Source organism: Okeania sp. SIO2B9 (assembly GCF_010672505.1).
GTDB classification, from domain to species: domain Bacteria; phylum Cyanobacteriota; class Cyanobacteriia; order Cyanobacteriales; family Microcoleaceae; genus Okeania; species Okeania hirsuta.
In genome coordinates this window covers 1-1,499 of record NZ_JAAHGK010001570.1, presented here as the reverse complement: position 1 = coordinate 1,499, position 1,499 = coordinate 1, and the positions used below count along the sequence as shown (strand labels likewise).

General features: G+C 34.6%; 1 protein-coding gene. It reads left to right on the top strand.

What is annotated here, in order from left to right:
• The first annotated feature begins 438 nt into the window (after nt 1-438).
• Complete coding sequence (urtD, locus tag F6K13_RS32735; RefSeq protein ID WP_124146043.1) at nt 439-1,188, top strand: urea ABC transporter ATP-binding protein UrtD; 750 nt, start codon at nt 439-441, stop codon at nt 1,186-1,188.
• The last annotated feature ends 311 nt before the right edge of the window (nt 1,189-1,499 follow it).

Here is a 1,499-nt window from a genome sequence, read left to right as displayed (position 1 = left end):
TCGTACTTTTTAAGCGAACAATTTCCCCAAATCTGGTTATTTTTTCAAGGTGCGTTATTTTTATTAGTCGTGACAATATTACCTAATGGAATAGTCGGTTGGTGGCAAGAATATGCTTGGCTAAAGTTGCGATCGCTTCTTGAAAGTCAAAAGTCAAAAGTCAAAAGTCAAAAGTAATACAGCTATCTTACCTGTGATAGTCATTTGAAATTCAAAAGTAGTACAGCTATCTTACCTTTGATACCATTTGAAGTTCAAAAGTAGCACAATGAAATCTGCTGTATAATTGATAACTAGATATCTCCAGAAAAGAGGGAGTAGGAAGAAGGGAGAAATAATTGATAATTTCTGTGGGATAATTGATTTTATTTTTTATTGTTGGAGATATCTACTGATAACTGATAACTAATAACTAATAACTAATAACTGATAAAAACCGTGATAGAAAAAATTTTAGAAATTCAAAATTTAACTGTTAGTTTTGATGGCTTTAAGGCTCTAAATAACCTCAATTTCACTATAAATGTTGGTGAATTGCGAGTTATTATCGGTCCGAATGGAGCTGGAAAGACTACTTTTTTAGATGTAATTACTGGCAAAGTTCAACCAACAATAGGAAAAGTATTATTTAGAGGTGATAATTTAATGAAAATTCCCGAACATAAAATAGCTTGTATGGGAATTGGGCGTAAATTTCAAACACCTAGAGTATATCTAAATTTAACTGTTAGAGAAAATTTAGATTTAGTTATTAATCGCCATAAAGGAGTAATTGCTACTTTATTTCGTAAAGTTCCTTCCGCAGAAATTAGAAGTGTTGCTGGTTTATTGGAAACTATAAATTTAGTTGGAAAAGCAAATATTAAAGCAGCTTTTTTATCTCATGGTGAAAAACAACGTTTAGAAATAGGTATGTTAGTTGCTCAATCTCCCGAACTATTATTAGTAGATGAACCCGTAGCTGGTTTGACTGATGAAGAAACAGAAAATATAGGTTCTCTTTTGTTAAACTTGGCTGCCAGTCATTCAATTATTGTGATTGAACATGACATGGAATTTGTGCGTCAAATAGCCAAAAAAGTAACTGTTTTACATCAAGGTTCTGTACTTTGTGAAGGAACTATGGATGAGGTGCAGAATGATGCAAGAGTTATCGAAGTTTATTTAGGAGCTGTTGAAAAAATCTGAAGGCAACAAGCAACAGGAATTTTTACCAAACATTGTATCGCGCTTGGTTTTACTGAAAACTTGAAATGTTTAAAGTCAGGTATATCTATAAGGTCGCCTTGCTTTTGAAGGATTAAACTTAGTATCCACAAATTGCACCGGAGAATGAGTTTCTATCCACAAAGTTGCCCCGCAGGATAGAGGAATGAACTACCCCGCCGTGTAGACGGACGGGGTTTCTAAGTCCCCGTCAACAAAGTCCGCACTTTGAGATTTTGAGCGCTTCATTTGCCCCAGTTGCCTCATCGAGCCTGTATGTTTACGGGTCGAAT